Raw genomic sequence first — 26,962 nt, 5'->3', positions numbered from 1 at the left:
GGGCTTGTGAAGCCCTGTCAGGTGCGTGCGCCGGCTGAAATGCTTAAAGTGGGGGGAAGAGGGGGCGCCGTTGGATTGTTGAAGTGGTGTGGGTTTTTGTCGTTAAGGGCAAGGGGGGCTTCTTAAAACGCAAGAGGCTTGTTTGTTGCGGGGCTTGTGAAGCCCTGTCAGGTGCGTGCGCCGGCTGAAATGCTTGAAGTGGGGGGAGCCGTTGGAAGTGTTTCTTGTATTTGCTATACGCACATAATATCATGCCTATAGTTTCAAACGTTCCCTTATGAAAAATATCATACCATCAATATGGGCCCTCAATAACTGGTAATCACATTAAATACGTTTAGAAATATAAAAATAAGGATTATAGTATTTTTAATACCACGTTTGTCACGATTTTTTTATTTATTAATTTCTTGATTACATTTTTGATTTGCTAAGTTTAGTCCTGTAAGCGCTTTACGGTACAATTTTCGATATTTAATGGTAGAATAAACAAGCCAAACGGATAATGTTATTATTGCACAACCGACAATGATCCCTAGAATGCGCCCTAATATTATAGCTCCAGTCATTTTTCTCTCCTTATTGTATTTTGATTAGCAACCGCTTCGTCTAGTTGTTTCATTACTTTTTTCAGTTTCTTCTTTACTATGATCCGTAGCACCAAAAAGATTGGTATCGAACCGTACAGAATTAATGCGCATATCAGCCCGATTGCAGTTACTACATTCATCTGAGGTTTATCCGCACTGCCTAATATTGAGAGGAAAATGTATAAACAGACGCTTATAAAAATTATGAATATAAACTCTCTCAGGGAAACAACACCAGCCTTTAATATTTCCTTAACTTCTTTTTGGATATCGAGGACTAAGTCCCATTGAGAAGATGTATCATTTTGTTCTTTTGGTGATGCATTTGATAGGTTTGGTTTTGTCATGTGGATATTCGTTTGTTTCTTGAAGGTTTTGTCTTTTGATAAAGCGAATAACTCAGTTTCTCAGGCTATTTTTATGAAATGAAAAAAGATTTCTGTACTTGTTAAAATGATAATACGAATGACTTGCTACGTCTGTAGCGCATCTTCCCTTTATTATTATGAGGCATGTACAATTTTTCGTGCCGCTGTATAAAAGATTCGTTTTGTGAGTACAATTATATTTTATCACTAAACTATAGGCGAAGAGGCATTTAATATTGAAGTGTTTATGCCGGTTGAATTTACTTAAGAAAAGCTTGATTGTTGATTGATCGGCACAGAAATCTTCGTCCTTGAGTGCTGTTAGGCACTCAAATTTGAATAACGTAACTTTATAGGGGAAAGAACGAAGGCGATAGACAGAACGAAGGTCACAAATATTACAAATGTTAAAGTGAGTGATATTTTAAGCGGCTGGTGTTTTAGCGTGTAAGCTAAATTTACGGTTTTCTTTCAGTGTGGAGTGTATGTACATCTGCTCTTTTAAGCCTTATTGCGAAATGAAATAAGGAGAGACGCTTCAAGCCTTAGAAAACTACGAGACAGGTAATATCGCCTTGTGAGAGGAGGTTTCTGTGATGGATAAGCTTAGTACTGTAATGATATCTTTGATATGGAACTCAAGGGGTGGTGCCAAGCGCGCGCTTGACACTTTTGTGAAAGAATGAACACAAGAAGGGAGACTAGGGGCAATGAGAACACATTGTTAGAGTACTCTCTATAGGCGCAAGAGATAAGTCTATCCTCTAAAGGTTGGAACTAAAAGGCCTAGAGGTTGGAACTAAAAGGAAAGTGAAGAGGACGACCTTATAGTATGGGGAATATTTATGCTGTGGAAGGTCTCCATTGAGGGGAAGTTGTTTGGGGGGCTGGTGAATTGCTTTTAGTCCGTGGGGGGGATGTTTTTGAGAAAAAGGGGGGAAAAGAGCTAGGGGGTGGAGTTGAAGGGTTGGGAGTGTTTGTTGTGATGCATGAATATCGGGGTGGGGTGAAGCTTTGTTCTTGAAGGGAGATGAGATGTTTATGTAGGTTAAGCGGTTTGGAGGGGGAAGAGGTGATGTTCTTAAAAGAGCAAGGCTTGTAGGAGGGCGTGAAGCCTTTTCAGGGGCGAATTAAAAGGTTAGGGGCGCGCGCGCTTTGAAGCCGTTGAGGGGAAGTTGTTGGAGGCTGATGAATTGCTTTTAGTCCGTGGGGGGATGTTTTTGAGAAAAGGAGGGGAAAGAGCTTTGATAGGGGGAGTTGAAGGGTTGGGAGTGCTTGTTGTGCTGCATGAATATCGGGGTGTGTGGGGGAGGTTGTTTTTGAAGGGAGATGAGATGTTTATGTAAGTTAAGTGGTTTGGAAAGTGAAAAGGGAGAAGTTGTTTTTTCAGTTCATTGGGGGAAAAGTGTGAAAAAGCATTTGTATATATGTGGGCTTAAGATTTGTTCGATGGTCCCAGTAATTGGATGACGTGCCCCATTTTGCGGTGGGGGTGAATAGTGCTTTTGCCATATAAATGGATCGAGGTGTGCTCTTGCTTTAGAAAATATTTTAACGTGCTAAAATTGTTACCAAGAAGATTGGTCATTTGGCAATCGCTATGGCGATAGGGACTGCCTAAGGGAAGTCCGCAAATAGCACGGATATGCTGTTCAAATTGTGAAGTTATGCATGCCTTTTGTGTCCAATGACCAGAATTATGGACACGCGGTGCTAATTCATTCACTAAAAGGTGACCATTCGTTAAGACAAAAAGTTCAATACAAAGAACACCAACATAATCGAGGGCATTCATGACTGTTACGCTGATTTCTTGAGCTGCTTTTTGCACGTCAGGTGGAATATGTGATGGAACAAAGGATTTATGAAGAATTCCATTTTTGTGTTGGTTTTCAGGGCAATCATAAAAAATATGTTCCCCTTGTTTTGTGCGGGCCGAGAGAACCGAAATTTCCGATAAAAAAGGAACTATTTCTTCCAAAATACAAGGCTGTTCCTGAAATGTCCTAAAGGCTTCGTCAAGGGTTTTTTCATTGGGGTGGTCTAGCTTGATCTGGTTTTTGCCGTCATAACCAAAACGACGCGTCTTTAAAAGACCACGTCCGCCTAAGGCATCAAGAGCGGAAAGAAGAGAAGAAGAATTGTCAATCGCGTGCCATGACGCGGTGCCAATCCCTTGATCACGCAAAAATTGCTTCTCAAAAAGTCGATCTTGCGTGATCTCTAATGCTTTGGAAGAAGGATAAACAGGCTTACTCTTTTCTACATATTGAACCGTTTGAAGCGAAAGATTTTCAAATTCATAGCTGACAACATCACATTGAGAAATAAAATGATCTAAAGCTGATGTATCGTCATAGGAGGAAACAATATGGTTGTTTGCTGTTTGAGCGGCTGGGCAATCGGCTTCAGGGCAAAAAATAACGGTTCGAAATCCTAATTCTGCGGCCGCTATGGCGAGCATCCGTGCTAATTGTCCGCCCCCGATTAAACCAATGACGCTTCCTGGAGGTAACATGGTGGAGGGAGTGGCGTTGGATGGGATGGTGTTGGAGGGGATGGTGTTGGATGGGATGGTGTTGTATGGGGCGGTGTTGGATGGAGTAGCGTTGGAGGGGGTGGTGTTGGAGGATGGAGTGGCGTTGGAGGAGAGAGTGGCGTTGGAGGGAGTGGCGCTCGATGAGGGGGTGTTGGAAAACGGTGCCATTTTAAACCTCCGTTACAGGCGTTTGGGCGACATTGGCTGTTTGTTGTTGACGCCAATCTTCTAATCGTTGGGCGAGATCATGGTCATAAACGGCCATAACGGCTGCGGCTAAAAGCGCTGCATTAATTGCGCCTGCTTTGCCAATTGCTAATGTGCCGACGGGTATCCCTGCTGGCATTTGCACAATTGAAAGCAAAGAATCTTGACCAGAAAGAGAATGAGAATGCACTGGAACGCCAAAAACAGGAAGAGGAGTAAGGGCTGCTAACATACCTGGAAGATGCGCAGCACCCCCCGCACCGGCAATTAAAACTTTAAACCCTGCTTCTTTGGCTTCTTTGGCAAATTGATAAAGGCGTTCAGGAGTTCGGTGTGCTGAGACAATATGCGAACTATGAGAAATACCAAGATTCGTCAAAATATCTGCACTATGGCACATCGTTTGCCAATCTGATTGGCTCCCCATTAAAATCGCGACATCACATGATTTTTTCATCATTCTCTATCCTTTTCAAAGGTGCAATGCGATTCTTTATCATTATTTTTTTAAAGTTTTATATTCTTTTTGCAAAGCCAATTGATGACAGAGAAACAGTTATTTTGCAAATAAGATGGAAAGCTAAAAATTTAAAGGGGGAGACCAAAAGATGAAAAACTAAAGTGTTGAAGGCATGAAACACTTCTTGTCAGGGGGAGGGGGATGAATTTTGAGGAGAGGTGTTAAGGGGTGGTGTGGGACCCATGAGGCTGTTGAGCTGCGGTATTGTCGTTTATTATAAGATAAGAGGGAAAAATACATTGGGGAAAAGCCATTGATTATAAGTTTTTTTTAAATATCTTACTTTTTATTTGCTAATCTAAATAAGATCACCATATGATATAAAATCTGTTGCAATTTGAAACATTGCTTAGGAGAGAAAGAGATTTTTATGTCAAAAATGCGCTGAAAAGTGAGGATATTCTTTTGAGAAATAAAGAGATATATATCTCGCTTTCAAAGCCTATTTATTTTGTTGTTCAAGTGATTCTTTTGTGAGTGGGGGGATATAATCTTTATAGGGGATATAATCTTTATAATTGTCGATATATCTTTAACAATGGCTGATATAAGGGGAAGCCTATAATCAACGCTTTTGTGCTTTTAACGCTTTTGTTGAGATCTGTTTCTTAGCGATTATATCGTTCTTCGTTTTTTACTTAAATATAATGCAATATCAATCCTGAATGACGAATTGTGAATAATAAATCTATGGTCTCTTTTTTGCCCAATTTTGTAATATGGTGAACGCTGAAATAAATAAAAGTTAAACAACGGATGTATAAGGAGATGTAAAAGCTATGTTTCTTCCATTTTTAATCGCTTTAGGTACTGCAGTAACGACTATGTGTGGTAAAAAAAATATAAGTTATGCTTTGTGGGCAATTTTATTCGTTGTCATTCTTCTCACTTTCAATCATCACGCAACTTCTACTTTAAATTTATCTTTTTGAGAGAATAGCCATGGAACATGTTGAACAAAAAAATCCTCACTTCGTCATCTTTATGAATACGCTAGGACTCTTTGGGTTATCCGTTGTCTTGGTGGTGGCTTTTTATTATCAATTGGTAAAGTTTGAGTTACCTTGTCCCCTTTGTTTGCTACAGCGCGTTGGATTGATGCTGGCTGGTTGTGGGTTCTTGCTTAATATTCACCATAAGGTGAAAAATACCCATTATGGTATGGTTATTATCGGTTGTATGGTAACCAGTGCTGTGGCAGCACGCCAAGTGTTTTTGCATATTACTCCCGATGACTTAGGATATGGTTCAACGTTCTTTGGATTACATTTTTATACTTGGGCTTTCATTATTTCTGTCCTTTGTATCTTTGCTGTCTCATTTGTCATGATTTTAGGCGAATTGGCACATAAGTTCAAAGAATTTTCTCCTTTTCCAGTCTTGAGTAAAGCGGCAAGTTTCTTATTTGTGTTTTTGATTGCAGCAAATTTGATTTCTACCATACTGGAATGTGGTGGTGGACAGTGTGCCGATGATCCTGTAAGGTATGAGTTGTTATCAAGTTGGTTCCCTTCATAGTTTCGAATTTGTTTAATAATCCCTCATCGTAATTTTTATGGTTAAAGAGGCGGAATATTTAAAAATCCGCTTCTTTTTTATTTATTGCGAAGACATTTCAGAAAGATGTTCGATAATCTGATCTTTTATAACAATGCTGGTTTTTATCAGCGCTGGCGATTGATGTTTTTTTTAGCGAAGACTTGTACTGTGCACCTTTTATGCTGTCTTTTGAGAGAGATGAAGGAATTGATTGGTCGGAGGCGTTTGTAGAAAAAAACAGATTGTTGAGCTGCGTGGGGTAGGAAGCCTCGTTTTTTAGGGGTATTAACTATAAAAAATTTTGTTCTTGATTTTTCTTAATATTGTGTTAGATAAGTAATTGTATTCATTTTGGTGCTTCTAAAGCATTTTTATTGCTTCTAGAGGGATTAATTTAAAATTTTGAAAGTTATGTGAATAACTTTCTGCAGAGGTTTGTTTATTAAAGGCAAACCTTTTTTTTTATCTAACTCTTAGATGTTTTCTTTCAGTGAGAAGCCTTTTTTTAGAAAAAGGTAAGAGTCTTGATGATGACTCTTTTTTATTAATATATTGATTTATAATGATAAATAACCATTTTTAACGTGAAGCACTTCGCTGAATATAATAAAATTTCTCATCATCAGTTCTCTTATATTAAATCAATTAAAATTACTTGCTTGTACATCATAAGCGGGGGGGGCATGTGGGGAAAAACTGTACAAGAAAGGCATGCCTTTAATGAATCATCTAAAGTGTCAAGCTATGTCGTACCATTGCGAGCTGGTAGAGTTTTGTGATGGGGCCGGTTTTGTTCTTCCATAAGCGTAAACTTGTTGCTCCATAAGCGTAAAGATAGGGGACTGAATGGATTTTATACAATTTTATGGGGGCTTTACTATTCCTTTATGGGCGGCGTTTTGCGAAATGGGGGAGACGAGCGTTGAGAGATCTTTCTCTAAAACAAGCGTATGAATATGCAACGCAAGTATATTCCTTTTGGCGCGTTTTGTATTACGAAAAAATATTGACTTATAAGGATAAATTATTGTTGCGGATGTTGAATGAGAAAAACGAAAAGATTCCCTCATTTCAGACTTTCTTATAGTCAATTAATTAAATGTACTCTTCTACGTTACAAAAAAGCATTGGGTGTAAATAAAAATTCTTTTAACAGTCGTAAAATGCTTCTTATGCACCCTTTTGATCGCTAGAATTTGTCGAAAAATTTTATGCTGCTCAATACAATAATAGGGCGGTTTATATCTATGATTTAAGTGAAAATAGGGGGAGTTAGATGAAAAGGGAGGCGAGATTTTAATGACAATTGTTGAAAACGTTATTGTGTAATGCATTTTTTACAGATTTTCTGCTTTCTGTAAATATGTAAAAGCGTGAAAACGGAAATGTGCAAAAAAGGAAGCTGGGACTTTATGCGTGGTGTATGATTTTATCATGGCATGGAATGTGGAGAGAAGAGGTGGGGGTGTTGACGAGAGAGGGGATGAAGAGTCTTATGAAGGGAGGGAGTTGGGATGAAGAGGCGGGTGTGTTGAGGAGAGAGGGTGTTGGGGGTGGGGAAAGTTGCTTTTGAAGTGAGATTGACCGGTGCTTTGCGTGATCTTACTTTAGGGTGGTGAAGGGGCAAGAATATTTTAAAATAGGACGTATCTGTCGCGTTTGATGCAACATTATCCTTTGTGGTGTCGTGATCTGAAATCAGCAGGGGAATTGGCTAGAGTAAGAAGCTGTATTGTTGAAAAACCTATGTTTACAAAGCGGTGTGAGAGGAATTTGAAAGTTTCATTTGGCTGCTTTCTGTAAATGTGGAGAAGCATCAAAACGTTGATCCGTAAAATGATGCGGAGGATTTATGCTTTGTGTGCGCTTTTGCTTAATCAGAAATCAACCATAAGATTGCTTTTTGTTTTTTTGGCTGGAGCTCTCTAAAATTTTTCAAAAGGGAATGTTCTTTTTCGCTGTATGTTTCTTGATCATAGTGTGAGGCATGTGTTGAAAGATTTTTTTTTGTGGCAATATCTGCATAAAAAAAGCTTATGGGAACATCCAGTTTTTGGGCGATTTTGAGTAAACACCCTGCGCTTACACGATTGAAGCCTTTTTCATATTTTTGGATTTGTTGGAAACTGACACCTAAATAGCTTCCTAATTCTTTTTGGGAAAGTCCCATGGAAATGCGTCTATGACGAATTCTTTTGCCTATCAGAATATCGATAAAATTTGGATTTTTGGTTTGCACTTTGCACCCCCCTCCGGTTGCGAGCGCCCTCGCATTGGTATTCCGGGAGTCTAAAAGTACTGAGCTTAATCAGCTTTTTGCTTTTAGTGCTTAAAGCACCTGGACATAGCAAAATCTCCCGGAATTCCGGGATACCCGCAATGCGGGATAAATTTATGTATTAAGCTTTCGGGCTTTTAGCTCCCTATTTGATCGTTGCGTGGACGATCAAAAACACGTGCTTATCAATAAAGTAATTTCAGAAGATTGGCAAGAAAAATCAATATCCCATAAAATGGCGTGATTTGGAGGGGTGTGGAGTGCTGGTTTGAATTTGACTTAAGGGGGTATATGAATGGAATAATATTAATTGTTACTCTTTTGCTTAATCAGAAATCAGCCACAAGATTGCTTTTTGTTTTTTCGGCTGGAGCTCTCTAAAATTTTTCAAAAGTGAATGTTCTTTTTCGCTGTATGTTTCTTGATCATAGTGTGAGGCATGTGTTGAAAGATTTTCTTTTGTGGCAATATCTGCATAAAAAAAGCTTATGGGAACTTGTAGTTTTTGGGCGATTTTGAGTAAACACCCTGCGCTTACACGATTGAAGCCTTTTTCATATTTTTGGATTTGTTGGAAACTGACGCCTAAATAGTTTCCTAATTCTTTTTGGGAAAGTCCCATGGCAATTCTTCTTTGACGAATTCTTTTGCCTATCAGAATATCGATAAAATTTGGATTTTTGGTTTGCACTTTACACCCCCCTCCGGTTGCGAGCGCCCTCGCATTGGTATTCCGGGAGTCTGAAAACACTGACTTGACTCAGCTTTTTGCTTTTAGTGCGGAAACGCACCTGGACATAGCAAAATCTCCCGGAATTCCGGGATACCCGCAATGCGGGATAAATTCATGTGTCAAGTCTTCGGGTTTTCAGTTCCCTATTGGTCGTTGCGTATACGACCAAACTTACACTTTAAGTGATAAAGTAATTTCAGAAGATTGGCAAATAAAAATAGTTTTTATTTATAAACTTTATTTTTTAATGAGAGGCTTTCCGCCTCTCAAACTCTCCGGAATGCTCACCAAAATCATGAGATCAGACCCGCGTTTAATGAGGGGACTAACAATCCTAGGTTCTTAAGGTCAAGGAGACCATTACATGGCGCCTAACGGCGTCCTTGACCCAAGAACTTAACGGCTTGTTTTGTCCCTCTCACGCGGCTCCGAAATCATGATTAGAAGGGGAGCTTATAGGGGTGGTGATATCAGGCATATCAATTTATCAACGTGTTTTTTAGAGTGTATGATGAATATTTTAGGCTGGATTTTTTTGTCGCGTTTGATGAAATAATCTCGTTTGAGGGTGGGTGATCTGAAGTGCTTGGGGAGATTGGCTAGGCAAGAAGCTGGGTTAATACTATTGTTTATAGAGCGGCGAGGGGTGGAAGTTTCATTTGGCTTTATTCTGTGAATCTGTAAAAGCGTGAAAACGTATATTCGTGAAAAAGGAAAGGCTTTATGTTGTTAGGGGCGTTGTGGTTAATGATACGCAATGTATAGCGATCGTGTTTTCGAAGGTAGGGAGAGCAACATAAATGAAAGGAGTGGCTTAGAGGAAATGTGTGAAGAGAGGGAAAATGGGGCAAGGGTGTACGGGAATACATAGAGTGTGGAGGGGGGCGGTGAAGCATGTTGTGAATGGTGTGTGAAGAATGGAGAAGGTTTTTGAGAAAAGGAGGGGCTTCTGGCGTGAGGGAGTGGTGTTTATCTGAAGGGTGCATGTTTAAGGTGTGGAAGGTGTGGAAGGTGAGGAAAAGTTGGAGGGAGGAGGATTGTTCGTAAGTTGTGGAGGGATTAGGCAGAGGTGTTGGGAAAATGCTTTAGGGGAAAAAATTAGCGTAATTTCTTGTCATACTAAAACCAAGATTATCATAAAAATTGAAGGAAATTAGTGCGTAAAATTGGTGGAGAAAAAGTTTGGATCCTTAAGGTGTGGGGTGGCGCTTTTTGAAAGCATGGGAGAGTAAACTTGAAAAACCTTTCCCTTTTTGTGGAATTTTTATTCACAAACTTAAGAAAATAGGGTATGAACGCTGGAAATAACGCGCAGCTTAACAAAATATGTGCACTGTAAAGGAAATGTTTGTTTATGTCAAAAGAAGAAGTTTTAGAATTTTCTGGTATCGTTACTGAACTCTTACCTAACGCGATGTTTCGTGTGAAACTGGAAAATGATCATGAAATTATTGCCCATACCGCTGGTAGAATGCGGAAAAATCGTATACGGGTGTTGGCCGGTGATAAAATCATGGTGGAAATGACACCTTATGATTTGACAAAAGGGCGTATTACATATCGCTATAAGTAGCCTCGTGGGTGGCTTGCACTTTTTTCTAAAAGCTATCATATTATTTCTATTATTTTTTAACAGTTTTTTAGTTTGCTTTTCATAAGTGAAAACAGAGGAGTGTTTGAAGCGCCTTGAAAGACTGTAAAATCGTTGCGGAAAAAGGATAAGGAGATCAATAGCGCTTAAAAAGGGGGCGCTTAAAAGGGGGGTGCAGGGGTGAGAGAGAAGTCGATTGTGAAGGGGTGGAAATGAAACATATAAGAGAGTGGGGGGAAAAACGTTTGGCAGATACTCTTACAGAAGAAATTCATTTGGTGCTTGCCTCCGCTTCGCCAAGGCGTTTAGCGCTCTTGGCACAAATAGGAATTGATCCGCAGCAGGTTTATGCAAGCGATATTGATGAAACACCAAAATTAAAAGAACACCCTGCAAACCTTGCCAAACGTTTGGCAAAAGAAAAAGCGCTGAAAGCCCAAGAGATTTTGCGTTGGTACAGTCAGAATGGTCAAGATGAGTTGCAGAATGGTCAAGAAAAATTACCTAGACAGAAAATGATTATCTTGGCGGCTGATACGGTGGTGGCTGTTGGGCGAACAATTCTCCCTAAACCAGAAAGCGAGGATGAGGCTTATGAATGTTTACGATACCTTTCTGGGCGTTCGCATAAGGTCTATGGCGCTATTTGTGCGCTCAATGAACATGGAAAAATAACCGTAAAATTGGTTGAAAGTCGTGTTCGTTTTAGACGCTTAACCTCTGCCATGATGAAGGCTTACCTTGCTTCAGGAGAATGGCAAGGGAAAGCGGGTGGCTATGCTATCCAAGGAAAAGCAGGGGCTTTTGTTGTCCATATCACGGGGTCTTATTCTAATGTTGTGGGATTGCCTTTGGCTGAAACAGCCGATCTCTTGACCGCTTATCACTATCCACTTTTTACGCACTGGGCTGAAGAAACGCATTAGAAAAACTGTAAGGCAAGATCAATGCAAGGTGAAAAGCAACAAAAAGAGAAAAACAAAAATGAAAAAAAAGCAACAGAAGAAAAGTTAATGAACGAGCAGAAGACAAAGGTGCGCCAAGAACAAAAAGAGCTAAATTTGCAAAAAGAGACCCGTCCTCCGCATCCTTGTCCTATTTGTGGTCAAATGTCACAAAAATCTTCATATCCTTTTTGTTCCACACGGTGCCGAGCCATTGATCTTAATCGTTGGCTTTCAGGCTCTTATATTTTACCACCTCCTCCACAGAAAAGTGATGAAGAAGAATAAAAGGGGTCTTCCTCTTGAGAAGAGGACGCTCAGAGCGTTTTTTTTGTGTGGGAACTGAAGGGGAGGCGCGCGGATTATCCTATATCAATGGATTCAAGAGCTGGATTAACGGCTTGGTTATTGTCGTCATTCGCAAAGACGCAGATTAAGTTCAATCAATGGTGGAAGTGTTAATACATATCTAAGACTTATCCCCAGTGGTTTCCATGGATAATTATAAATTGCCTTGTTACAGGAAGGTCGATAGTGCTTTGTTGCGTGAAAGTTGTTGGTGCCTTTAGGGTGTGAGGAAAAATTGATAGTTCAATCAGTATTGCTAACGAAAAAGAAGGGCGCGTGTTTTGGTGCAAAGAGGTGGGGCAATAAAAAATCGCTTGTTGGTGCTTTGTTGCGTGAAAGTTGTTGGTGCTTTTAGGGTGTGAGGAAAGAATTGATCATCTAATTAGTATTTCTAACGAAAAAGAAGGGGGCGTGTTTTGGTGCAAAGAGATGGGGCAATAAAAAATCGCTTGTTGGTGCTTTGTTGCGTGAAAGTTGTTGATGCTTTTAGGGTGTGAGGAAAAATTGATAGTTCAATCAGTATTGCTAACGAAAAAGAAGGGCGCGTGTTTTGGTGCAAAGAGGTGGGGCAATAAAAAATCGCTTGTTGGTGCTTTTGCTGGGTAATGGTATGGTGTCATTTGGGGGCTGGATTGATTATATCGTGATTTTGACCGTATCTGTGTTCACTTGGAAAGCTAATCAATATGATGTCGCTTTTATTGGAGCGGCAACATTATTCCCTAGTATCGTTCTGTCTAAGCCAATTGGAATGTTGGTAAGTCACCGTTCTATGATCCATTGGTTGCGGGCGTCGTTGTTGTTACGGGCACTCTGTACTGTCGGTTTATTGCTGGCGACGAGTCTGCAAGGATTTATTATACTGGCAGTTATTCGAGCGACATTCAACAGTCTAGCCATGCCTGCAATTTCCGTTCTTAGTGCAAATTCTGTGCCTGAACACGAACGGACTCGTTATTATTCTGTGCTTAACATGATCAATAGCGCAGCGAAGATGATAGGACCTGCTTTGGGGAGTGCTCTGTCTGTACTTTTATCAGATACCTATACTTTATTATTTTCTGGTTTTTTGACATTGCTAGGCTTTATCGTGTTTTGTTTTATTGGTGCACAACCTGTCTCGTCGCTAAGAATAAAAAAAGCGAATACCACGCAAGCACAGCAGAGGCTTTATGGGACAACTTGGTATGCCTATGTGGGGGTAATATTCATTTATTTTGCTATGGTCTTTATGGTGAATAATCAGTTGCCCGTTATTCTCAGCACAATGAAAATGAATAAACAGACTCTTGGAATGCTGGTATCTGCTTCAGCGATTGGTAATTTTCTCTATGGGTTTTGGCGTGTGAAACAATCAAAGCATAAACCCCTTACAGGCAAAATATCGGAGTTGTTAATGCCGGCAATGTCAACAATGATTGGTTTTGTCTTGATCTCAGTGTGCTTTTTTTACTTTGATTTACTCCGTATTGAGACTTTGTTGCTTTGTTTTTTTCTTATTGGAATGGTTAGTGCTTACTTTTCCATATCTTCTAATGTTTATCTGGTAAGCAATTTCAATGAACAGATTGGGGTGGCTTCCGGATGGGTGCAGTCTATACAAAATTTAGCGATGTTGGTGGCGCCCTTTGTTGGAGCGTTTGTTTTAGGTCATACTTCGGCTGGAAAATTGTTCCTTCTTTCTGGATTGAGTGGATTATTCTGTTTATTGGCTATCAGGATATTGCTGAACCGTTCTTTGTCTATTATTCGTTCTCAATGATTGGCTCATCAACGAAACATGTATTTTAAATCATTTTTCTGAGATTTAGAGGGTGTGGGGATAATCCAGCATCGGGAAGCTTTTTCAACGTTATAGATTCAATTTTTGATTTTTACTTAACCGCTCATATTTTTGTTTTTTTTCGGGGCTTTGCTTTCTTGACACGGTTCCACTGTCTCGTAAACTCAATAGGGGGGGCATGGCTTTGAGCGATAATGTCATTTTTGTTTAACTCCGCTTTGCTACGAATAGTCAAACTTAAAAACTCAGCTGCTAATCCTCAATCAGCTTGGCTTGAAGCAATAATGGAAACAGAAAACAAGCTATAGTGTGAATTATCTTATATGCCATAAAACATCACTCTTGGAGGTATGGTGATATCAGGTATGGGAAACTTTAGGCGGGGGTATGTTAATTGTTGCTCTTTTTCCTAATCAGAAATCAACCACAAGATTGCTTTTTGTTTTTTTGGCTGGAGGTCTCTAAAGTTTTTTAAAAGGGTGTGTTCTTTTTCGCTATAGGTTTCTTGATTGTGGTGTGGGGTATTTTCTTTTGTTGAGGTATCTTCTTTTGTGGCAATGTCTGCATAAAAAAAGCTTATAGGAACTTCCAGTTTTTGGGCGATTTTGAGTAAACATCCTGCGCTTACACGATTGAAGCCTTTTTCGTATTTTTGGATTTGTTGAAAACTGACACCTAAATGGCTTCCTAATTCCTTTGGGGAAAGGCTCATTGAAATGCGTCTGTGGCGGATTCTTTTGCCTATCAAAATGTCGATAAAATGTGGATTTTTAGTTGGCACTTCAAGCCCCCCTCCGGTTGCGAGCGCCCTCGCATTGGTATTCCGGGAGTCTAAAAGTACTGAATCCGAGTCAGTTTTTTTGCTTTTAGTGCTTAAAGCACCTGGACATAGCAAAAACTCCCGGAATTCCGGGATACCCACAAAAGTAGGCTCAATTGTACGCTCGGATTTAGGGCTTTTAGTTCCCTATTGATCGTTGCGTGGACGATCAAAAAACATTTTTTAATTTGTAAAGTAATTTCAGAAGATTGGCAAGAGAAATGAAAATAATCTCAAAGACTACAAAATTGGGTACTTTTTAAAAAAGTGCGAAATATGGATTATAAATCGCGTCTTTTGCTTAATCAGAAATGTCGATAAAATTTGGATTTTTGGTTGGCACTTCAAGCCTCCCCTCCGGTTGCGAGCGCCCTCGCATTGGTATTCCGGGAGTAACAAGTACTGAACCCTAGTCAGCTTTTTGCTTTTAGTGCTAGAGCGCACCTGGACATAGCAAAAAACTCCCGGAATTCCGGGAAACCCACAAGAGTAGGCTCAATTGTACGCTAGGGTTTAGGGCCTGTTTTCCCTGTTGATCGCTGCGTAGACGATCAAAATGACACTTTAAGTGATAAAGTAATTTCAGAAGATTGGCAAGAACAATCAAAAATTTTCTATTCTGTTATGCCATAAAACGGCGCTATTTGGAGGGGTGTGATATCAGCATATCAATATCCACATTTAGGCGTTTTTTAGAGTGTGTGATAAATGTTTTAGGCTGGACTTATCTGTCTAGTCTAATGAAACAGTCTCGTTTGTGGGGTGGGTGATAACTATACAAAGTGATCAGTAGGGGGCCTTTGAGATAAGAAGTTGGATTGTTTACAGAACAGTGTTTACAAAGTGATGCGCGGGGTGGTGAACCTTTACTTTGGTCGCCTTCTGTAAAGATGTAAAAGCGTAAAAATGTATATCCGTAAAAGTGAAGCGGAGGATTTGTGGATTTATATATTGTGCGTGTTTTGGTTACGTTGGGCTTTTGTCTGACATAGAATGTGGTGAGAGGATTGGAGGAGGTGCCAGACTGGAAGAGAAATGGAGAGTGTTGTTGAGTGCGTTGGTTGGAGAAGAGTGTGGGAGGAATGGAAGGTGATCTGAAACGAATGAGTGGTCAGTGGTGGAAACTTGCTAGACAAGTATTTGAATTATTTACAGAACAGTGTTTACAAAGCGGTGTGGGGTGGTAAGTCTTTCGTTGGCTTCGTTCTGTAAAGATGTAAAAGCGTAAAAATGTGAATCTGTAAAAGTGAACTGGAGGACTTATGGATTTATGCATTGTGCGTGTTTTGGGGTCACGTTGAGCTTTTGTCTGGCATGGATGGGGTGAGAGGATTGGGGAAAACGAGCTTGTGAATCGAGGAGGGAAGTTGGGAGGAAGAGTGCTGTTAAGTTGTGAGTGTGTGACGGGAGAGCAAAACGGGAAGGGAGAATGGAGAGAGTGCGCATGGATAGGAGGAGAGTGTTGGTAAGGCGGTGGTGCAAAGAGATGCGTGAAGGGATGGTGATTTAAGGAGATAGAGCTTGATTTGTTGAGCCTGATGAAGTGCTGTCGTTTGAGGAGGGGAGGCTGAAGACTGTAAGGGGGGTACTAGGCAAAAAGCTGGGTTCTTTTACAGAACAGTGTTTACAAAGCGGTGTGGGGTGGTAAGCCTTTCGTTGGCTTCGTTCTGTAAAGATGTAAAAGCGTAAAAATGTGTTTGTGAGAAAGGTGGGGGGCTATGTTTTGTGCGTGTTTTTGTCATGTTGGGCTTTTGTCTGACATCGATGGGAGCATTGGGGGTGAAGAGACTATAATAGTGGGGCTAGGTCGGTTGGGGTTGGGCTGGTGGGGAGGCTGGGCTGGTGGGGTTGGTGATGGTGGGGCGTATAGGGGAGTTGCGGTTTTTGTTTAAATTGATAGCGTATTTTTTTCTCCCTCTTGCTATGAGGCGTGTAAAAACCCATATTCTTTTTAGCACTACGGTTCTTCTTCATGCGGCATCATTTGCGGTGTTTTGTGGGGGGTGAGCTGTCCTTTGAAGATGTCTCTTTTGTGGAATGTTGGGGGAATTTAAAGTGCTGTGGTGGCTTGAGATTTAAGGAAAAAAAATGAATTTGGAAAAATATAGCGAACGCGTGCAGGGTTTTTTACAATCAGCACAAAGTGGTGCCCTTGCTTCTGATCATCAGCAGTTTTTGCCGGAGCATCTGTTGAAAGTGTTGTTAGACGATTCTCAAGGATTGGCAGCATCACTGATCCAAAAAGCGGGTGGTGATCTTACTCTTATTCGAAAGGCGCTTAACGAAGCACTTGATGCTTTGCCTAAAGTGCAAGGGGGGAATGGACAGCTCTATCTCTCTCAGCCGTTGGCAAAAGTCTTTAACATGGCGGAAGATTTGGCGAAAAAAGCCGGTGATCAATTTGTGACCATTGAGCGTGTGTTGCAAGCGCTGATCATGGAAAAGACCGCAAAAACCGCTGATATTCTTACAAACGGAGGGTTGACAGCGCTAGCGCTTAATGAGGCTATTAATGATTTGCGGAAGGGAAAAACAGCAACAAGCCCCCATGCCGAAAGCCAATATGATGCTTTGCAAAAATATGCCCGTGATCTCACAAAAGATGCCCGTGAAGGAAAACTTGACCCTGTGATTGGGCGGGAAGAGGAAATCCGCCGCACTATTCAGGTGCTTTCACGGCGGACCAAAAATAATCCTGTACTTATTGGTGAACCAGGGGTGGGGAAAACAGCTATTGTGGAAGGGTTGGCATTGCGCATTGTTAATGGCGATGTGCCTGAAACTTTGCGGGATAAACAGCTTCATGCGTTGGATATGGGAGCGCTTATCGCTGGTGCAAAGTATCGTGGGGAATTTGAAGAGCGCCTCAAAGCGGTGTTGGCAGAGGTGCAAGCTGAAAATGGGCAGATCATTTTGTTTATCGATGAATTGCATAATCTCGTTGGGGCTGGAAAATCCGATGGGCCTATGGATGCTTCTAACTTGTTAAAGCCTGCTCTTGCACGCGGAGAGCTCCATTGTGTGGGGGCTACTACGCTCGATGAATATCGAAAATATGTCGAAAAAGATGCTGCTCTTGCACGCCGCTTTCAACCTGTCTTTGTACCGGAACCCTCTTTAGAGGATACTATTTCTATCTTGCGCGGTATTAAGGAAAAATATGAACAACATCACAAAGTGCGCTTGGCTGATAGTGCTTTGATTGCGGCGGCGCGTTTGTCTAACCGCTATATTACAGATCGTTTCTTGCCGGATAAAGCTATTGATCTTATCGATGAAGCGGCGGCGCGGTTGCGGATGCAGGTCGATTCAAAGCCGGAAGAACTCGATGCTGTTGATCGGCGTATTTTACAGTTGAAGATCGAACGGGAAGCTTTGAAAACAGATGTCGAGCCAACAGCAAAAGAACGTTTGGAAAATGTGCAGGAGGAACTCAAAACATTGGAACAACAGTCCGCTGAGATGACAAGTGCTTGGCAGGCTGAGAAACAAAAATTAGGGCATGCTGCTGATTTGAAAAAACAACTCGAAGAAGCTCGTAATGCTTTGGCTATTGCACAACGTGATGGACAATTCCAACGCGCTGGAGAGCTCGCTTATAGCGTTATCCCTGAACTCGAAAAACAATTGAGTATTGCGGAAAATGATGACCAACAAAATCATCTCGTTGAAGAGACGGTTACTGCTGAACATGTGGCGCGGATTGTTTCACGCTGGACCGGTATTCCTGTTGATCGAATGCTGGAGGCAGAACGGGAGGCGCTGTTGCGGATGGAAGATGAAATTAGCAAACGTGTGATTGGTCAGGGAGAGGCTGTTCAAGCTGTTTCTCGTGCTGTACGCCGCGCGCGTGCAGGGTTGCAAGATCCCAATCGTCCCCTTGGCTCTTTCATGTTTTTGGGTCCTACTGGTGTGGGGAAAACCGAATTAACCAAAGCTCTTGCCGCTTTTCTTTTCCAAGACTCCAATGCCATGTTGCGCATCGATATGTCGGAATATATGGAAAAGCATGCTGGGGCGCGGCTGATTGGGGCACCTCCTGGATATGTTGGATATGAAGAGGGTGGGGTGCTGACCGAAGCTGTACGTAGAAGACCTTATCAGGTTATTCTGTTTGACGAAATTGAAAAAGCACACCCTGATATTTTTAATCTCTTGCTACAAGTGCTCGATGAAGGGCGCTTGACCGATAGTCAAGGACGTACCGTCGATTTTCGCAATACCTTGCTGATTATGACTTCTAATCTTGGTGCTGAATTTTTAACTGCTTTGCCTGAAGGGCAAACCGTTGAGCAGGCAAAAAATGATGTTATGAATGTTGTGAAAGCGGCTTTCCGTCCGGAGTTTTTAAACCGTATTGATGAGATTATTCTCTTTCAAAGGCTGCAACGTCACGATATGGAAGCGATCGTCGATATTCAGATAGAACATTTGCAAAATTTGCTCAATGAACGCAAAATAACTTTGCAAATCGAGCCAGAGGTGAGAAAATTTCTTGCCGATAAAGGCTATGATCCGCTCTATGGTGCGCGTCCGCTTAAACGGATTATCCAAAAAGAAATTCAAGACCCACTGGCGGAAAATATCTTATTTGGAAAAATTCACGATGAGACAACGGTGAAAATTACAAAACAAGGAGATCGGTTGGAATTTTTGCCTGAAGATTAAGTGTGGAAAAATTCACGCTATAAAGGGCGGTGATAATCCTATTATGTGATAAACACCGCTCTTTGAGGCGTGCTGATTTAGAAAAATTCACGATGAAACAGCGGTGTTTTATCGCAAAGCAAAGGGAGTGGTCGGTGTTTTTGCATGTTAAATCAGCGTTTTCGAATATCGTAGGATTCTTTTACTTCTGTTTGTCGTGAAAACTATTTTCTTGCAATGTTATAAGTGAAGTCACAAGCGGGATTGCTTTATTGCTTTATTGCTTTGTGCGTAAAAGCGTTAAAGAGAAATGCCGTTTATCCGCCGTAAAATATTGCTCTTTGAAGGGGGGTAGGGAATTTTAGACAAAGATATTTTGATGATAGATTGGGAGTTCTTTTGCTGTTTAAGAAAAAGGTGGGGGATGCGTAAAATGCAAGGCTCTCTCATTTTTTCGGTGATGTGCGTTTTTTTGCTTTAAAATTTTGCTAAAAGTTTTTTTTAACTGTTTGATTGATTGCACTCTTGTTAGTGGCTCGTAGATAATGAAGCATGATTATCTGCACAATCAAGTTTGCTCCTTTGCAGTTTTTAAATCAAGATAAAGACTTAAAAAAAGCTCCCTAACCTGTTTTGGTTAAAATTTTCGCTATTCCTATTACAAAGACAAGTTTAAGTGGAGGTGTATATTAAAAATATCATCTATATCTTAATTTAGTTTACTTTACTTATTTACCAATAAACTATAATATGGTAAATATTAAGTAAAAGAAACAGATAATGAACTTTTTTCAAGAACTTTAATAAGAACTGTATTGGAGTTTATTGATAAAAAGGATCATTTGAAATTTAAATGGGGGGTATAATCTCATGAAATTAGCTACAAACTTAGCCACAAACAAGGAATTAATTAACAGCTGGTTTGCAAAGGAAGTTAAGAGTTACAATCGGCGTATTCCAGAAGGCTTAAAGGATTTCTACGAGGATAGGAAAGATTCGTTAATAAGTGATGATAAGCTTCAACAGGAAATTTTGGACTCTTTAATACAGCGTATATCGTTAACACCGGATGATTCCAATCCATTAAAGATGTTTCTTGAACAAGGCATTTCTTTTAGGGAGGAGCAAGGGGCGAGAGTTTTTGATACTATTAGAGGTGAGCATTCGATATCTGTTAAAAGTGGAGAAAGCGTTGATCCATTTAAAGTGAATGATCCAGAAATTGACGCATCATCTATACCGGACAAACGAGAAGATTACTATACATTTCTAATGACGTGTGATCGAAGAGAGCGTGCTTTTAGAGACGAGCATGGGCTGTACAATCTTTTAGAAGAGATCAGATCGTCTGTCCGAGAGCAGGATAATAGTGAGAGCTACAATTGGTTAGAAAAGCTTATTGATCGTGCATTAAACAGTGAAGTTGCACCGTTACAAGAAACACAAGAAATCTACATTCCAGACATTCGTGATTTTTGTTTAGATGAAAAATCATATGAGCTCGCTATAAAAATCATTCGAGGAGCAGTCAACTGTCTTGGGATTCCCTCACGTTTGTACAATGCTTGTTATTTTCAAAAAGCTTGTTCTTTGCGTGATCTTATATTCATTTTTGGCATAGATGCTCAATTTGACATAAATGATCAAGTTCTTAACGAAGTCATGAATATGTCGACAGTTTGTGACGCTAAAAATAACCTTTTAAAAGTACTAGATTTTGGTGAGAAAAATAGCGATGTTATTGGTCTTGCTATGTCAAAAAAAGCGATATCTATCCATGACTTAAAAAGAAAAGGGTATAGCGATTTTGATCCAAGCAATTTGCGTACGAATATCTTGTTTCATATTTCGCAATCGTCATTATTTCGTCCGTTTGAAACAATGATTGTCTTTAAAGCAGGGACTGATGATCAGATTGAAAAAACAATAAAAAGGTACGAAAGCGCCAATGGCATGAAGTTAAAAGAAGAAGCAGAGAAAGAAGCTTTAAAAAGAGTAAAAGTGCTATAAAAAGATTAATAGAGGCATTCAAAAGTCATTGGAAAATTATAAGTGACAACAAAAATGCAGCTGATTATCCTATCTGCCGTAAAACATTGCTCTTTGAAGGGGTGTGGTGTGCTAGAATATTTGAGGGCAGGGTTTGAGTTATTGAGCCTGATGAAGTGCTGTCGTTTGAGGGGAAGCTGGTTTGAATTTGACTTAGGGGAATATGAATGGAATAACGTTGATCGTTGCGCTGTTGCTTAATCAGAAATTAGCCACAAGATTGCTTTTTGTTTTTTCGCTTTGAGCTCTCTAAAGTTTTTTAAAAGGGTGTGTTCTTTTTCGCTGTATGTTTCTTGATCGTGGTGTGAGGCATTTTCTTTTGTTGAAAGATCTTTTTTTGTGGCAATATCGGCATAAAAAAAGTTTACGGGAACTTCTAGTTTTTGGGCGATTTCCAGTAAACATTTGGCACTTACACGGTTTGAGCCTTTTTCATATTTTTGGATTTGTTGGAAACTGACACCTAAATGGCTTCCTAATTCTTTTTGGGAAAGTCCTATTGAAATGCGTCTGTGACGGATTCTTTTACCTATTAAAATGTCGATAAAATGTGGATTTTTAGTTGGCACTTCAAGTCCCCCTCCGGTTGCGAGCGCCCTCGCATTGGTATTCCGGGAGTCTAAAAGTACTGAACTCGAATCAGTTTTTTTGCTTTTAGTGCTGGGAAGCACCTGGACATAGCAAAAACTCCCGGAATTCCGGGATATCCGCAAAGCGGGACAAATTCATGTACGAGTTTTCGGGCTTTTAGCTCCCTATTTGACCGCTGCGTATACGATCAAAAACACAGGTCAATTCATAAGGCAATTTCAGAAAATTGGCAAGAAAAATTAAAATAATATCAAAGACTATAAGATTGGGTACTTTTTAAAAAAGTGCAAAATATGGATTTTTGGTTGGCACTTCAAGCCCCCCGCTGGGGGCGAGCGCCCTCGCATTGGTATTCCGGGAGCCTGAAAGCACTGACCTCGAATCAGCATTTTGCTTTTAGTGCTCATCGCACCTGGACATAGCAAAATCTCCCAGAATCCCGGGATACCCGCAAAGCGGGATAAATTTATGTGTCAAGTCTTCGGGTTTTTAATCCCTATTGATCGTTGCGTAGACGACCAAAATTACACTTTAAGTGATAAAGTAATTTCAGAAGATTGGCAAGAACAATCAAGAATTTTCTATTCTATTATGCCGTAAAACACTGCTCTTTTAGGGGGAGTGAAGAGCTAGAATATTTGAGGGCAGGGCTTGATTTGTTGAGCCTGATGAAGTGTTGTCGTTTGAGGGGGGGTGTCTGAAGATTGTAAGGGTACTAGGCAAAAAGCTGGGTTCGTTTATAGACTATTGTTTATAGAGCGGTGCGGGGTGGTGAACTTTTCGTTGGCTTTGTTCTGTAATGATGTAAAAACGTAAAAATGTGAATCTGTAAAGTGAAGTGGGGGATTTGTGGTTTATATATTGTGCGTGTTTTTGGTCACTTTGGGCTTTTGGGGGCGTGGAATGTGGTGCGAGGATTGGGGGGAAGTGTCTTCGTGAATGGAAGTTTAGAGGAAGAGTGCTGTTAAGTTGTTAAGTGTGTGACGGGAGAGAAAAAGGAGGAATGGAGGATGAAGAGAGTGCGCATGGATAAGAGGAGAGTGTGGGTAAGGCGGGTGTTGCAAAGAGATGTGTGATGGATGGCGGCTATCAGAAGATAGAGCTTGATTTGTTGAGCCTGATGACGTGCTGTCGTTTGAGGCGTGGGTGGGTGTAAGCTTTATTTTGTGGGGAAAGTTGCTTTTTGACGTGGGATTGTAGACTAGTGCTGGTTGGGAATTTTCATTTTTTGAGACGTGGGGTGGAGGTCAATGTAATAATATGGAAGATTGTGATCTCATAATTTTTACATTCTTTCTTTTTTTAAAGCAAATAAGCAAGAAAAATTAATATATTACTTGATATTAGAGTAAATGCTTATATCAAGAGGAGTATTTCTTTAAAAATTTTCACTTAATTTATTAAGCGATTTATTAGAATAAAAGACTCTTCTGAAGTTCATATCACCAATTGTATCGAAGGAAGTGTAACTTTAACTGTAGAAAAGTTTAATATCGGATGGTTGGTATGAATTTATTTTTAAAAAAGAGTCCATTAGCTCTTTTTTGCTCTCTCTTTATTTCCAAAGTTGGTGATTATGCTTATGAAGTTGTTTTTATTTTACTGGTCTTAGAATTAACAGATAACACCTTTTTTACAGGTCTTGTGTATTTTTTTCGATTTATCCCTTTTCTCTTTTTTGGCCCTATAGGAGGTTGGTTAGCGGATAATTTTTCTTTGAAGAAAAATATGATCTTAAGTGAAGTTGTGAGATTATTAGCTTCATTGTTTGTTTTTATAACTTATATAACAGGTACGGCACATATCATTGTTCTTATTTTTGCAGCAATATGTACAACGATAGGAAGAAGTATTTTCCAACCAAGTTTTCAAGCTGCTATTCCCAGAATGTTTTCAATAAAAGATCTTACAAAGGCCAATAGCATTGCTCAAATTATCATGGAAACGGCAGCTGTCATTGGCCCTTTGGTTTGTTCCATACTGCTTTTTTTAGCAAATAAATCGGCAGTACTCATTTTTGATTTTTTTACCTATTTTATATCTATTATCGTGTTATTTAATCTCATGAATTTAAATTCAAGCGAGAATAAATCATTCAATTTTATAAAAATTTATCGAGAAACAGCTTCATATCTTAAATATATTTCTACAGAAAATAATAATTTATTTATTACGCTCGTTGGATCGTCGTTTGCTATTCTCTTTACGGGTGCTATTTTAAGATTTTTAATTCCAGCTTTTGTTCTTTTTGTGGGGGGAGAGGAAAGCTTTGTGAGTTATATTTTTTCTCTCATGGCTGTTGGAACTATTGTTGGTGGTTTGTTATATAGTAAAATTATATTAAATATTACATCGTTGAAGCTCATGATATTTTGGCTTCTTTATGGGGTTATTCTGTTTGTTATGCCCTTAGCTGCAGAAATTTATTTAAAATTCCTTCTCGTGTTAGCATTTGTTCTAGGATTTATTGGTGCCTTTGTGGATATTGGTTTAGTCTCAGCTATTCAATTATATTCTCGTCGTGAAGATTTTGGTAAGAGCTTTGGAACCTTTTCAACTTTAGCAAACTCTGCGGAAGCAATGTCTGGCTTTATTGCTGGACTTTTGGCTCTCGTGGGATTGTTAAGCTCTTTTTTAGCGATGTCCGCATTAATTATTTCCACGGGAATTATTGGCGTTGTAAAAATTAAGAAAAATAAAGAGTTAACACCTCTTAACACGACAGTCGATGACGACCATTGATATATTTTATATCTCCATGCCGTTTCTTTTTTCTAAAGACGATTCGCTCATTATCTTATTCATGAGGTAAAAACACCGCTCTTTGAAGGGGGTGATCTGAAACGAATGAGTGGTCATTGGTGGAAACTTGCTAGGCAAGCATTTGAATTCTTTACAGACCGTTGTTTATAGAGTGGTACGGGGTGGTGAACCTTTCGTTGGCTTTGTTCTGTAAAGATGTAAAAGCGTAAAAATGTGAATCTGTAAAAGTGAAGCGAAGGATTTATGGATTTATATATTGTGCGTGTTTTTGGTTACTTTGAGCTTTTGGGGGCGTGGAATGTGGTGCGAGGATTGGGGGGAAGTGGCTTCGTGAATGGAGGGGAAATGAAGGGTGCTGTGCGTTGGTTTATGTAATGCAACACTCTATGAAAGTAAGTATACATATACTATATGTATACTACATGCTTTACATGTGTTTTTTCGTACTTTTAACATATATATTTTGTGTCTTAAACATAAGCTTTGAGTACTATGAGAGATGGTGGTCGTTTTTTTAAACAAGCGAGAAAGTGATTAACTAATGCTTGATAGTAAAGAAATATGTTGTTAAGGCTATTCTTTGAAAGGAGGCTCTTATTTCTGGTGTAGGAGCTTCTCAGAAGAGAATGCAATTAATAGGGGAGTTAAGATGTCAAAATATTTATTTCCGTTACCGCTTGTATTGGTGGCTGGTTGTGCATCTATCAGTAATTATTCATCAAGTTATGTCAGTCCAAATATTACGCAAGATGATATAAAATTAATTGCTAACGATTTTGTCCGTAATCTTAAAAAACCTTTACCGCCCGCTACAACAACACTTATTGTGAAAAAAAATAAAACAGAAGACAACTTTACTCCTGTATTTATTAATCTCTTGCGACGGAATGGATATAACGTGATCTATACAGATCAACCAAACAAACAGCAAAATGGTGTAATCTTGACTTATCAAATAACGCCAATAAAGACAGGTATCTTGTCTATGGTTTCTTATGATGAGGTTGGAGTAACGCGTTATTATATCCGCACTTATAATCGATGAAACCCCTTTACCGGTTTGTCTCAAAGAAGTAGATAATGAAGAAATGTGTTTCAGGGGAAGTGTTGGGATTGAATTAATCAATAAAAATTTGCAGATGTGAAAATTACATGTTCAGATGACAATTATTCGTCGTTTCGGTTACAATTTCAGTGTTGTAACGAAGAAAGATGTCGTTTTATCTGTTTGCAATTCTTCATGTTCTGTCTCAGTTATATAGCGCTTTTATCGTTTCTGTCTTATAGAAAATTACTTTCTGTTCTACGGCTCTGTATGCCAATCTAATAGTCAGATCTAAACAATCAAATTCATATGAACTCTTTACAGAAATCTGTTGTTTGAGATTGTTGGAAAGGTGTTTTGTTTTTATCAAATTGTCGCGTGGTGGTTTGGGAGTTTCCTTTGGCTGTGTTCTGTAAAGATGTAAAAGCGTAAAAATGTGAATCTGTAAAATGAAGCGGAGGATTTGTGCTTTGTGAGAGCTTTTATTATGGCATGGAATGTGGTCAGAGAACTAGGGGACGCGTTTGTGAATGGAGCGGGGAAAGCTGGGATGAAGAGGGGTGTTAAGTGCGTTTTCTGGAGAAGAGTGTGTGGGGAATATTTGAGGGCAGGGCTTAATCAGTCTTGTCTGATGACACGGTATTCTTTGAGGTGTCGTGATAACCATATGAAATAATCAGCAGGGGAATTTGATAGACGAGAAATCAGATTGTTGCAGACCAGTGTTTGCAGAGCGGTGCGGAGTGGTGATGTGGAAATTTTATTTGGCTTACGTTCTGTAAAGATGTAAAAGCGTAAAAACGGTGATCTGTAAAATGATGCGGAGGATTTGTGCTTTGTGTATTGTGCATTTTTTTGTCATGGTATAATGATAAATCCATTGAGCACCCCTATCTTTACGCTTCATAAAAGAGCAAGCCGGCACACTATCATTATATTTGTGCTAGCTCGTGGGTGTTGGCTACAGCCCTTGGCATACAGCCCTTGGCACTTGAGACGGTTCATAAGAGCCATTTTATTCCTTTCTTAATCGTTTTTTATCCATACGGGCTCTCCCCTGCTTTTGACGTGCAAGCGAGTGATTTTGATTGATTCAACATGGGAGGGATTTGAAATGAGAGAATCTTACGATGTTTGGAACTCTTAATCAGTATCAATAATGCTAAATTATCATTATAAATCAATATATTGTTATTGTATGGAGTGGTGAGAAGGATTGGGGGAAAGTGTCTTCGTGAATGGAGGAGAAAGTTGGGATGAAGAGTGCTGTTGAAGTGCGTTTTCTGGAGAAGAGTGTGTGGGGAATGGCTGTGAACAGATTGCAGAGCTGATGTGTAAAGAGATGTGAAGAGAGAAAAATCGTGGTGGGCGTTTATTTTCTATGCGGAACTTAACAATTATAGTTGCATCTATATTTGTATGGGGGATATCCGTGAAATGGGTGTGAGAAGCATTGAGAGGTGTTTTTTTAGTAAGCGGGTGGAATGAGCAATACAATGAAATCCTATTTAGAGGGGAAATCCTATTTAGAGGGGAAAGCCTATTTAGAGGGGAAGCCTATTTAGAGGGGAAATCCTATTTAGAGGGGAAATCCTATTTAGAGGGGA

Annotated in this window: 24 protein-coding genes; 16 read left to right on the top strand and 8 right to left on the bottom strand. The window is 39.8% G+C overall.

Annotated elements, in window-relative coordinates:
* Positions 1–395: 395 nt before the first annotated feature.
* Together ACFIJL_RS04055 and ACFIJL_RS04050 are read right to left on the bottom strand one after the other, a co-directional pair.
* Entirely contained in the window at positions 396–569 is a 174-nt protein-coding gene (locus tag ACFIJL_RS04055) for a hypothetical protein (protein WP_375622765.1), read from the bottom strand.
* Positions 566–937, bottom strand: coding sequence for a hypothetical protein (locus ACFIJL_RS04050; RefSeq protein WP_375622763.1), 372 nt, complete (start codon positions 935–937; stop codon positions 566–568). The genes ACFIJL_RS04055 and ACFIJL_RS04050 overlap by 4 nt, the downstream gene beginning before the upstream one ends.
* Positions 938–1,853: 916 nt before the next feature.
* Between ACFIJL_RS04050 and ACFIJL_RS04045 the strand changes: the two genes are divergently transcribed.
* Both ACFIJL_RS04045 and ACFIJL_RS04040 read left to right on the top strand, forming a co-directional pair.
* Positions 1,854–1,982: a hypothetical protein gene (locus ACFIJL_RS04045; protein WP_375622761.1), complete on the top strand. Its 129-nt coding sequence runs from the start codon at positions 1,854–1,856 to the stop codon at positions 1,980–1,982.
* A 154-nt stretch (positions 1,983–2,136) separates the two neighbouring features.
* Positions 2,137–2,304, top strand: a complete 168-nt coding sequence (locus ACFIJL_RS04040) for a hypothetical protein (protein WP_375622760.1) — start codon at positions 2,137–2,139, stop codon at positions 2,302–2,304.
* A gap of 89 nt (positions 2,305–2,393) precedes the next feature.
* Here ACFIJL_RS04040 and ACFIJL_RS04035 read toward each other — a convergent pair whose 3' ends face one another.
* Together ACFIJL_RS04035 and purE are read right to left on the bottom strand one after the other, a co-directional pair.
* Entirely contained in the window at positions 2,394–3,665 is a 1,272-nt protein-coding gene (locus ACFIJL_RS04035) for a 5-(carboxyamino)imidazole ribonucleotide synthase (RefSeq protein WP_375622758.1), read from the bottom strand.
* A 1-nt stretch (position 3,666) separates the two neighbouring features.
* The gene (gene purE, locus ACFIJL_RS04030) at positions 3,667–4,164 is read right to left on the bottom strand and encodes a 5-(carboxyamino)imidazole ribonucleotide mutase (RefSeq protein WP_375610656.1); all 498 of its coding nucleotides are present in this window, start codon (positions 4,162–4,164) and stop codon (positions 3,667–3,669) included.
* 839 nt (positions 4,165–5,003) lie between these two features.
* Here purE and ACFIJL_RS04025 point away from each other — a divergent pair.
* Positions 5,004–5,156, top strand: coding sequence for a DUF5993 family protein (locus tag ACFIJL_RS04025; RefSeq protein WP_273790835.1), 153 nt, complete (start codon positions 5,004–5,006; stop codon positions 5,154–5,156).
* Between the two features lie 10 nt (positions 5,157–5,166).
* Positions 5,167–5,742 carry a disulfide bond formation protein B gene (locus ACFIJL_RS04020; RefSeq protein WP_375622755.1) on the top strand — a complete coding sequence of 192 codons (576 nt, stop codon included), beginning with the start codon at positions 5,167–5,169 and terminating at the stop codon, positions 5,740–5,742.
* Between the two features lie 1,894 nt (positions 5,743–7,636).
* On the opposite strand, the gene ACFIJL_RS04015 is transcribed toward ACFIJL_RS04020, so the two are convergent.
* A complete protein-coding gene (locus ACFIJL_RS04015; protein WP_375622753.1) occupies positions 7,637–8,002 on the bottom strand; it encodes a helix-turn-helix domain-containing protein in 366 nt (121 codons plus the stop codon).
* 364 nt (positions 8,003–8,366) lie between these two features.
* On the bottom strand, positions 8,367–8,732 hold the full coding sequence (locus ACFIJL_RS04010; protein ID WP_375622751.1) for a helix-turn-helix domain-containing protein: 366 nt from the start codon (positions 8,730–8,732) through the stop codon (positions 8,367–8,369).
* A gap of 1,396 nt (positions 8,733–10,128) precedes the next feature.
* On the opposite strand from ACFIJL_RS04010, the gene infA reads away from it, so the two are divergent.
* From infA to ACFIJL_RS03985, 5 genes are all read left to right on the top strand, one after another.
* Positions 10,129–10,347 carry a translation initiation factor IF-1 gene (gene infA / locus ACFIJL_RS04005; RefSeq protein ID WP_004857577.1) on the top strand — a complete coding sequence of 73 codons (219 nt, stop codon included), beginning with the start codon at positions 10,129–10,131 and terminating at the stop codon, positions 10,345–10,347.
* 230 nt (positions 10,348–10,577) lie between these two features.
* Positions 10,578–11,291 carry a Maf family nucleotide pyrophosphatase gene (locus ACFIJL_RS04000; protein ID WP_375622748.1) on the top strand — a complete coding sequence of 238 codons (714 nt, stop codon included), beginning with the start codon at positions 10,578–10,580 and terminating at the stop codon, positions 11,289–11,291.
* Positions 11,292–11,312: 21 nt separating this feature from the next.
* Positions 11,313–11,597, top strand: a complete 285-nt coding sequence (gene yacG / locus ACFIJL_RS03995) for a DNA gyrase inhibitor YacG (RefSeq protein ID WP_375622746.1) — start codon at positions 11,313–11,315, stop codon at positions 11,595–11,597.
* A 14-nt stretch (positions 11,598–11,611) separates the two neighbouring features.
* Entirely contained in the window at positions 11,612–11,746 is a 135-nt protein-coding gene (locus tag ACFIJL_RS03990) for a hypothetical protein (RefSeq protein ID WP_375622744.1), read from the top strand.
* A 464-nt stretch (positions 11,747–12,210) separates the two neighbouring features.
* Positions 12,211–13,419 (top strand): MFS transporter, encoded by a 1,209-nt coding sequence (locus tag ACFIJL_RS03985; protein WP_375622913.1) that lies wholly within the window; start codon positions 12,211–12,213, stop codon positions 13,417–13,419.
* A 430-nt stretch (positions 13,420–13,849) separates the two neighbouring features.
* Here ACFIJL_RS03985 and ACFIJL_RS03980 read toward each other — a convergent pair whose 3' ends face one another.
* Positions 13,850–14,221 carry a helix-turn-helix domain-containing protein gene (locus ACFIJL_RS03980; protein ID WP_375622911.1) on the bottom strand — a complete coding sequence of 124 codons (372 nt, stop codon included), beginning with the start codon at positions 14,219–14,221 and terminating at the stop codon, positions 13,850–13,852.
* A gap of 1,091 nt (positions 14,222–15,312) precedes the next feature.
* On the opposite strand from ACFIJL_RS03980, the gene ACFIJL_RS03975 reads away from it, so the two are divergent.
* The 4 genes from ACFIJL_RS03975 (at position 15,313) to ACFIJL_RS03960 (ending at position 20,917) form a co-directional block, all read left to right on the top strand.
* A complete protein-coding gene (locus ACFIJL_RS03975; protein WP_375622742.1) occupies positions 15,313–15,447 on the top strand; it encodes a hypothetical protein in 135 nt (44 codons plus the stop codon).
* A gap of 531 nt (positions 15,448–15,978) precedes the next feature.
* Complete coding sequence (locus ACFIJL_RS03970) at positions 15,979–16,152, top strand: hypothetical protein (RefSeq protein WP_375622740.1); 174 nt, start codon at positions 15,979–15,981, stop codon at positions 16,150–16,152.
* Between the two features lie 196 nt (positions 16,153–16,348).
* Positions 16,349–18,928 (top strand): ATP-dependent chaperone ClpB, encoded by a 2,580-nt coding sequence (gene clpB / locus ACFIJL_RS03965; RefSeq protein ID WP_375622738.1) that lies wholly within the window; start codon positions 16,349–16,351, stop codon positions 18,926–18,928.
* Positions 18,929–19,777: 849 nt separating this feature from the next.
* Entirely contained in the window at positions 19,778–20,917 is a 1,140-nt protein-coding gene (locus ACFIJL_RS03960) for a hypothetical protein (RefSeq protein WP_375622736.1), read from the top strand.
* 236 nt (positions 20,918–21,153) lie between these two features.
* Here ACFIJL_RS03960 and ACFIJL_RS03955 read toward each other — a convergent pair whose 3' ends face one another.
* A complete protein-coding gene (locus ACFIJL_RS03955; protein ID WP_375622734.1) occupies positions 21,154–21,525 on the bottom strand; it encodes a helix-turn-helix domain-containing protein in 372 nt (123 codons plus the stop codon).
* Between the two features lie 1,528 nt (positions 21,526–23,053).
* Between ACFIJL_RS03955 and ACFIJL_RS03950 the strand changes: the two genes are divergently transcribed.
* From ACFIJL_RS03950 to ACFIJL_RS03940, 3 genes are all read left to right on the top strand, one after another.
* On the top strand, positions 23,054–24,289 hold the full coding sequence (locus tag ACFIJL_RS03950; protein WP_375622732.1) for an MFS transporter: 1,236 nt from the start codon (positions 23,054–23,056) through the stop codon (positions 24,287–24,289).
* Between the two features lie 264 nt (positions 24,290–24,553).
* Positions 24,554–24,685, top strand: coding sequence for a hypothetical protein (locus ACFIJL_RS03945; protein WP_375622730.1), 132 nt, complete (start codon positions 24,554–24,556; stop codon positions 24,683–24,685).
* Between the two features lie 274 nt (positions 24,686–24,959).
* Positions 24,960–25,355, top strand: coding sequence for a hypothetical protein (locus ACFIJL_RS03940; protein WP_375622728.1), 396 nt, complete (start codon positions 24,960–24,962; stop codon positions 25,353–25,355).
* Positions 25,356–26,962: the final 1,607 nt, after the last annotated feature.

Source organism: Bartonella sp. TT119HLJHH (genome assembly GCF_042193385.1).
In the GTDB taxonomy this organism is placed as follows: domain Bacteria; phylum Pseudomonadota; class Alphaproteobacteria; order Rhizobiales; family Rhizobiaceae; genus Bartonella.
Note: the sequence above shows the minus strand (reverse complement) of the source record. Positions and strands in the feature narration are given on the sequence as shown.